Annotated in this window: 4 protein-coding genes, 1 tRNA gene and 1 pseudogene; 1 reads left to right on the top strand and 5 read right to left on the bottom strand. The window is 62.6% G+C overall.

What is annotated here, in order from left to right:
• The first annotated feature begins 18 nt into the window (after positions 1 to 18).
• Positions 19 to 95: transfer RNA gene (locus J2Y48_RS24435), tRNA-Met, on the top strand.
• A gap of 262 nt (positions 96 to 357) precedes the next feature.
• Here J2Y48_RS24435 and J2Y48_RS24430 read toward each other — a convergent pair.
• The 5 genes and pseudogenes from J2Y48_RS24430 to J2Y48_RS24410 all read right to left on the bottom strand — a co-directional run bounded on the left by J2Y48_RS24430 (position 358) and on the right by J2Y48_RS24410 (position 7431).
• Positions 358 to 1565: pseudogene (locus J2Y48_RS24430) on the bottom strand (IS3 family transposase).
• A 155-nt stretch (positions 1566 to 1720) separates the two neighbouring features.
• A complete protein-coding gene (locus tag J2Y48_RS24425; protein WP_310423959.1) occupies positions 1721 to 4636 on the bottom strand; it encodes an aminotransferase in 2916 nt (971 codons plus the stop codon).
• A gap of 29 nt (positions 4637 to 4665) precedes the next feature.
• The gene (locus tag J2Y48_RS24420) at positions 4666 to 5397 is read right to left on the bottom strand and encodes a GntR family transcriptional regulator (RefSeq protein WP_310423956.1); all 732 of its coding nucleotides are present in this window, start codon (positions 5395 to 5397) and stop codon (positions 4666 to 4668) included.
• 194 nt (positions 5398 to 5591) lie between these two features.
• A complete protein-coding gene (locus J2Y48_RS24415; RefSeq protein ID WP_310423953.1) occupies positions 5592 to 6470 on the bottom strand; it encodes a DMT family transporter in 879 nt (292 codons plus the stop codon).
• On the bottom strand, positions 6460 to 7431 hold the full coding sequence (locus tag J2Y48_RS24410) for an amino acid ABC transporter permease (RefSeq protein ID WP_310423950.1): 972 nt from the start codon (positions 7429 to 7431) through the stop codon (positions 6460 to 6462). Before J2Y48_RS24410 ends, J2Y48_RS24415 begins: the two co-directional genes overlap by 11 nt.
• Positions 7432 to 7441: the final 10 nt, after the last annotated feature.

Below are 7441 nucleotides of genomic sequence, written 5' to 3'. Positions count from 1 at the left end.
TAAGACGCAAACGGATAACGCGGGGTGGAGCAGCCCGGTAGCTCGTCAGGCTCATAACCTGAAGGCCGCAGGTTCAAATCCTGCCCCCGCAACCAACCACATCGGCAAACCGCCCACTCGGGACATTCGAGCAAAAGCGCCTCCGCACCAGCGGCGAGGCGCTTTTTGCGTTTTAAAGACCGTTTCCACTTTTCTCGAGGCCAGCTTCTCCTTTACGTCACGCTGCCCCGCACCGCTCTCATGCGGACAAGGTTGAAGCGCGCGGGATCGCGCATTGTGATCCTTCAGAATTGGTTGCCAAGCTTTAGGCCCGGTTCTTTGTATCTGGAGTGCACCCCGTTTCACCGGACAGGTCGGCTAGTTTGATTTAGCTTTGATGAACTGCCGTGGGGAAGCCATCTTGAGCGCGGAATGGGGATGGATTTCGTTGTAGTCTTCGATCCATCCTTCGATGAGCCGGAGCGCGGTTTCGGCGTCCGGCACCTGGGATATGCGGATATAGTCCCGCTTCAGGGTTTTGACGAAGGCTTCCGACATGCCGTTCGACTGGGGGCTCGCGTCCGGCGTGAAGCAGGGCGTCAGGTTTAGCGCCTGAGCAAACAGCCTCGTGTCCCGCGCGGTATAGGCCGAGCCATTGTCCGAGAGGTGCTCGATGGCATGCGGGGCTTTGGTTGCGCCGAAGCGCTTTTCGACGGCCTCCAGCATCATGTCGCGCACGTCGGAACCGGATATTCCGGCATTGGCGACGGCCGTCAGGCGATGATCTCGCGGTCGAAGGCGTCGATGATGAAGGCGAGACGGATGACCTCGCCATTCCAGCAGGCAAACTCCAGGCCGTCGGAGCAGCAGGTTCGAGCGCATGACCATGACCTTGCCGTCGTGGATGCGGCCCTTGCGATTGGCCGTATGCTTTTCCAGCAGCATCGCGTTGTTGCCCATGATGCGGTGAACCCGCTTGGCGTTGACGACAGGCTGATCGGCGGCTCGCCGTTCGCGATTGAGGAGCGCGGCGATCCGCCGATAGCCATAGGTTGGCCTTTGATCCACCAGCCTGCGAATGGCGGGCAGAAGCTCGGCATCCTCTGCCTTTCGGTAAGGCCCGCGCGGCTTCGATCTGCCCTTGAGCCTGTCTGCGAGATTGGAGCGGGAAACGCCCAGCGTGTCGGATACGGTCTTCATCGGGAACCGTCCTTCGGCAACAAGATCGGCCGCGATATCTGTTTTTTTGAGCTTGCTTTGGACAGGGCCTCGCGGAGGATTTCGACCTCCATCGTCTTGCGGCCGAGCATGCGCTCCAGTTCGCGGATGCGGTCTTCCAGCTTCTTCACTTCCGAATTGCCGACAACCGGTTCGTCAGAATCCACGGCTGCAGCCCCTCCCTCCCTCAAGAGCCTGCGCCACCGATAGAGAAGATTGGGCGCAACGCCGTGACGGCGAGCGGTCGACGAAACCGTCTCGCCAGGTTCGAAACTCCGCTCGATGATCTGCAGCTTTTGCTCGGTTGTCCACCGCCTGCGGCGGACATCACCCGTGATCACCTCGATGCGTCGATAGTCGTTGGACATAAGCCTGTCCTCAAGCCTGTGCTTGAGCCTTTCTGCTTATGCCGACTGTCCGGTCGAAATGGGGGGCAGTTCAGTATGTCATTGTCCGAATCCGAGTCCCACTTTCGGCAGACTTTGGGACGGACGGATGGCTGTCAGGAAGGAGGTTTGCGCGTCTACCAGCCCTCCGCCAGCACCCTTGCCAGCATGTCCGCAAAGAAATCGGCGCTTTGCCGCGACAGGCAGAGTGGTGGCTTGATCTTCAGCACATTCAGATGATCGCCGGTCGGCTGCATGATGACGCCGAGGTCGAGAAGCCGGTTGCAGATGGCCGCCGTTTCCGGCGTGGCCGGCTCCAGCGTTTCGCGGTCGCGAACGAACTCAAGGCCGAGATAAAGGCCCATCCCGTGCACCGCGCCGACGATCGGGAAGCGCTGGCCAAGCGCCTCCAGCCGGCTCCTGAGGTGGTCGCCGACGGCGCAGGCGTTCTCCTGCAGCTTCTCGTCACGCATCGCGTCGAGCACAATCATTCCGACTGTGCAGGACACTGGGCTGCCGCCGGCGGAAGAGAAGAAATAACCTTCCTTCTCCAGCGACTCCGCGATCGCGCGCGAGGTGATGACGGCGCCGAGCGGATGGCCGCTGCCCATGCCCTTGGCGATGGTGATGATGTCGGGCACCACGCCCTGCTCTTCGAAACCCCAGAAAAAGTGGCCGAGCCGGCCATAGCCGACCTGAACCTCGTCGGCGATCGTCACTCCGCCTCGTTCCCGCACCAACCGGTACACCTCCTTGAGATAGCCCTTTGGCAGCGGGATGCCGCCGGCATTGCCGTAGACGCTCTCGGCGATGAAGCCGCCGAGCCTTTCGCCCCGGGCCTCGATCTTTGCCAGCGCCGCTTCGACATCGGCGATATAGCCGACCGCCGAATCCGGGCCGCGATGCGCCCCGCGATAGGTATTGGGCGAGGTGACGGCATGCACCCAGTCCGGCCGCGTCGTCAGCGCCTGCGGATTGTCGGCGATCGAGGTTGAGACGGCGTCGCTCGCCACCGTCCAGCCATGATAGGCCTCGAGCAGGCTGATGATGTTGCGGACACCCGAATGCGCCCAGGCGAGCCGCAGCGCCAAATCGTTGGCCTCGGAGCCGGAATTGACCAGAAACACCGTGTCCAGCCCTTCGGGGGCGAGATCGGCAAGGCGTTTTGAGAATTCCGCGACCCCGGCGTAATGGAAGCGCGAATTGGTGTTCAGAAGCGACCACTGCCGGCCGACGGCGGCTGCGAGCTTCTCGTGGCCGTGCCCGAGGATCGCGACATTGTTGACCATGTCGAGATAGCTGCGCCCATCCATCGCATACATCTGCTCGCGATAGCCGCGCTCGATTTGCGGCGGCCGCTGGTAATAGTTCTTCTGCGGCCTGGCGAAATGCGCCTGCCGGATTTCGAGCAACGCTTCGCTTTCCAATTCAGCAGCGTCAAAATCGCCGCCAAAGAGCACCGATGGGGACGGGCAAAGAAGGGACCAGGCACTTGCCTGATGCGGCATGACGAATGCCGGCGGGGTCAGTTCCTTTTCGCGGCAGAGCTGCACCCGCAGTTGCCCGGAAGCGGCAACCTTGCCGATTGCGTCGCCGGCGCCGACCAGCTGGCCATCGACGCCTGCCCTCTCGACGCCGTCGATCGAAAGCGAGAAGTGGTCGCCGTCGATGCGCAGCCGGTTCTCATCACTCGAGGCGACGCCCGCGAACGGCGCGACCAGCCTAGAACCAGCCGGAACCTGCGCCTCGACGCACAGCGCAAAGGTCTCGGGTGCGACAGCAGAGTGGTGGCGGGTGCGCGACAGGCGGAATTCGCTATAGCGGGTGATGGCAGCGCCGGTTTCCGCCGCTGCCTGGCGCAACAATTTCTGCTCGATACCCTCGTCGGTCCAGTTGCCGCCTTCGAACAGCGGGCTCAGCGGATCCAGGCGCACCGTCCGGAAAGAAGCGGGCGCGATATCCGGCAGGAGACGCTGCATCGTAGGCAATGGCCGGGCAGCTTCTGCCATGCCGACCGCTTCCAGCACCGCCGCTTGCATGACCGCGATCGGCAGGCTGGTGGCGACCTCGAAGATCGTCCGTTCATGCTCGATATTACCGGCGGCGTAGGCGTTGTCCGGCTCCAGCGCCAGCTGGTTTTCGCCGCTCGCCACCAACACACAAGCCCGCTGCACGACGAGCGGCCAGAGCGCCTTCAGTTCCGCCTCGTTGAGCGGATGCTCGGCATGGAAGGCCCGAACGGCGGGCAGGATAACGAACGGATCATCTGTGGCGTGGTGCAGCAACGCCGAACAGCAGACGGCCAGGTCTGCCACCAGCCAGCCGCGCGTCAGGTCGCCGAAATCGATCACCCCGCGCGGAATCGGATTGCCGTCGGCATCAGGCGTGGCAACGACGTTGTCATCGGTGATGTCGTGATGGATCGCCTGGATGCGCAGCCCGGAACGGAGCGGAGCGATATGGCGTTCGGCTTCTTCCAGCGCGGCGGCAATGCGCGTAACCGCCCGTTTGTCGGGCACGGCGGCCAGAAGCGCGGCGGCGACAGGTCCTGCCTGCTGAAGGTCCCACTGGATCTGCCGGTCGAGGCCCTGATGATTGAAACTTTCAAGTCCTTTTGCCACCCGGCCGCAGACCTGGCCGAGTGCTGCGACGGTCGCCGCCGGCAGGAATTTGCGCCGGGTCAGCGGTTCGCCATCCAGGTAGTCGAGCAGGCGCACCTGGCAGGGTTGGCCGCTGATATCGATCGACAGGATGCTTTCACCGGAGCGGGCGACGATCGCGCGCGGCACGCGGGGCATGGAGGCATAGGCGGCAAGGTGCTGCATCGCCGCATTTTGCGCCTCGAGTTCGACGCGCCGATACTCGGCATGACAGATCTTCAGGACATAGCGCTTGCCGCCGGCATCAATGCGGAAATTCCGGTCCTGCTGGCTGCCGAGTTCGACGATATCGCCGGCAAGACCATAGTGCTCGCGAAAGATCACTTGCGCGTCCCCGGCGGACACATTCGGCCTCGGCAGCTCTGCGCGCGCCACAGCGCCCTTTTGCAACATATCGTTTCTCCGGTGGTTTTCTCTTTCGGTCACTTGCGTGCCAGGCTGAATGCGAAGTGGCTGCCGCGGTGATAGTCGAGGGCGTGCACCACGGGTATTCCTGCGGCATTGAAGCACGTCTCACGGATCAGCAGCGCCGGTCCGAAGTCGCGCAGATCATTGCGCTGCACCACGTCCTCCGGGAGCAGGACCGCGGAAACGGTTGCAGCCGACATGCGCGGCCTGTTTTTGCAGTCGTCGAGCAGGTCGAGGAGAGATCCGCTCCAGTCGATGTCATGGAGGCGCGCGGGGATGATACTGCGGGGAATGTAGTTGATGCAGTAGAGTATGGGCTGATCCTCGTGCAGCCGCAACCGTTCCAGCCGGATGACCCGTTCACCGTGCTGAAGCCGCAATTGTTCGGCCGTGGTCGGGTCGGGTATTTCCTCGGCAACTGATAGCATCCTATTGACCGTGGCATAACCGTAATGCCGGGCCATGTCGGTGACGCTCTCGAACACCGTGATCGGCCTGTCCACCTGGATGGCTGACATGGCGGAGACGAAGCGACCGCGCCCATGTTCAACATAAATGACGCCATCCTGCTCCAGAAGCTTGAGCGCCTCGCGCAATGCCGGACGGGAAATCTTGAACCGCTGGGTAAGTTGTGGCTCGCTTGGCAGCTTGTCGCCCGGTTGGAGTTTGTCCTCGCGAATCAGGTCCGTGATGCAGTCGCGAACCTGGATGACCAGGGTGCGTGTATCGCGAAGAGGCGCGTCCAATTACTCTAACCCCCGCTTGCCAAAAGATGCGATGCTCTTGCCTGGCAAGTTTGCCAGGGACGGGGGCAATCCATCGGCTGCAAGGAAATTATGGATGATTTTAGCACCTTACCCCGATCGCGCAAAAGATCTCACCTAATCGAACCTATATAGTTGTCAGTTGTCCCACGACATTCCGCTCTCTCCCCCTGGGATTATTTCAGGACCAACCAACCGGAGAGAATGACGACGAGTGCGCCCGCAACCATGTGAAGCTCGACGGGGGCCGCAAAGAACAACGCACCGTACAGGCAGCCCCAGATGATCTGGGTGTACTGGAAGGGTGCGACCACAGAGGCGTCACCGGTGCGGAAGGCGCGCACGAGCAGCAGGTGTCCGCCAAGAAGAAAAAGGCCGGCAGCGGCGGCGGACACGAGATCGGACCCGCCGACCGGCCGAAAGCCGCCGGTCGACAGCAAGGCTCCCAGGGCAACCGCAGCAAGGACCACCAGCAGCGTCGAAACGAGCGCCATATCTGTTTCCAGTTGTTTGGTGCGCCGGAGGAGGAGGAGCGACAGCGCGAACACCAGGGCTGAGCCTGCCGCCGCCGCATGGCCGAGATTGAGGGACACCATGGTCGGTTGCAGCGCGATGGTGATGCCGACAAAGCCGACGATCACCCCGAGCCAGGCAAGCGGCGACAGCCGTTCTCCCAGCAGCAGGAAAGCCAGCACGGCGACCAGGACCGGCGTGAGGAATGCGAGCAGATACGCTTCGGACAGCGGCAACATCGAAAATGCGTAGTGGATCAGGATGGTGTCGATGGCGAGCAGGAATGCACGCATCAGGGCAACACCCGGATAGCGTGGCAGGAGCGAAGCAAATGTGCCGGTGGCCCCGGCCTGGATCAGAAGCAGCACCAGTGCCGCGGTCGTCACCATGAACGTCACCTGTGGCACGGCCATACGTTCGGCCAGCAGCTTCACCAGCACGTCTGTTCCGGAAAACACAGCGAAGGCGAGCAGGCAGAAAACCGCGGCGTGCAGGTTCGGGCGCGCCGCCGGCTTCGGAGCAGCCTCGGCATCAACGGACATTGAAACGCCCGAACCGGGCCTCGATCAGCGACTGCGCATATTCGAGCACTATCGACAACATCCAGTAGATCATCGAGGCGGTGATCAGCATCTCGATGTGGCGGAACTCGGTCTGCCCCATGGTGCGCGCCAGGTACATCAGTTCCCAGACGCCGACGACGGAGACGAGCGAGGAATCCTTGAGCATGGCGATGAACTGGTTGCCCGTCGGTGGGATGATGACCCGCATCGCCTGCGGCAGGATGACGAGCGCCATCGTCTGGCTCGGGCTGAGGCCGAGCGCCGTCGCCCCCTCGGTCTGGCCGCGGTTGATGCTCTCGATGCCGGCGCGAAAAATCTCCGTCATGTAGGCGCCGTAGCAGAGCGACAGCGCCAGGATGCCGGCCGGCACCGCACCGATGACGTAACCGACCTGCGGCAGGCCAAGATAAATGATGTAGATCTGCATCAAGAGCGGCAGGCCGCGGAACAGCGAGGTGTAGAAGGTGGCGAGCCCGTAGATGACGCCGTTCTTCGACAGCTTTGCGATCGCACCCGCCAGCGCGATCACGGTGGCGATGATGATCGAGATCGCCGAGATATAGAGGGTCGTCACCACGCCTTGCGAGACCAGGAAGCCGACCTTCTTGGCGATGAACGCGAAGGACAGGTCGAAGGAGTAGAAGAACAGCATCAGGAGCGCGAAAAGCTCCAGCCAGACGCTGATGATCTGCTGCCGACGCGACAGCTGACGCAGCGCCTTCCAGTTCGCCGCGGCGATCAGCGCGATCATCACGGCGCCCGCCAGCCGGCCAAGCGCCGGGTTCTCGGTCAGCCAGGCCTCCGTCGCCGGCAGGAGATGGCCGATCCAGGCGGGGCTGACGCCGAGCTGGTAGACCACAAGCGTTATGAGCGCGAGCACGAGGAAGATTCCGGCGCGCTGCGCAGCGTCCGGATAGGAGAGTATCAGTCGGCCGATCATTCGGTGTCCC

The sequence above is a fragment of the Mycoplana sp. BE70 genome (assembly GCF_031455855.1).
Lineage (GTDB): Bacteria > Pseudomonadota > Alphaproteobacteria > Rhizobiales > Rhizobiaceae > Mycoplana.
Note: the sequence above shows the minus strand (reverse complement) of the source record. Positions and strands in the feature narration are given on the sequence as shown.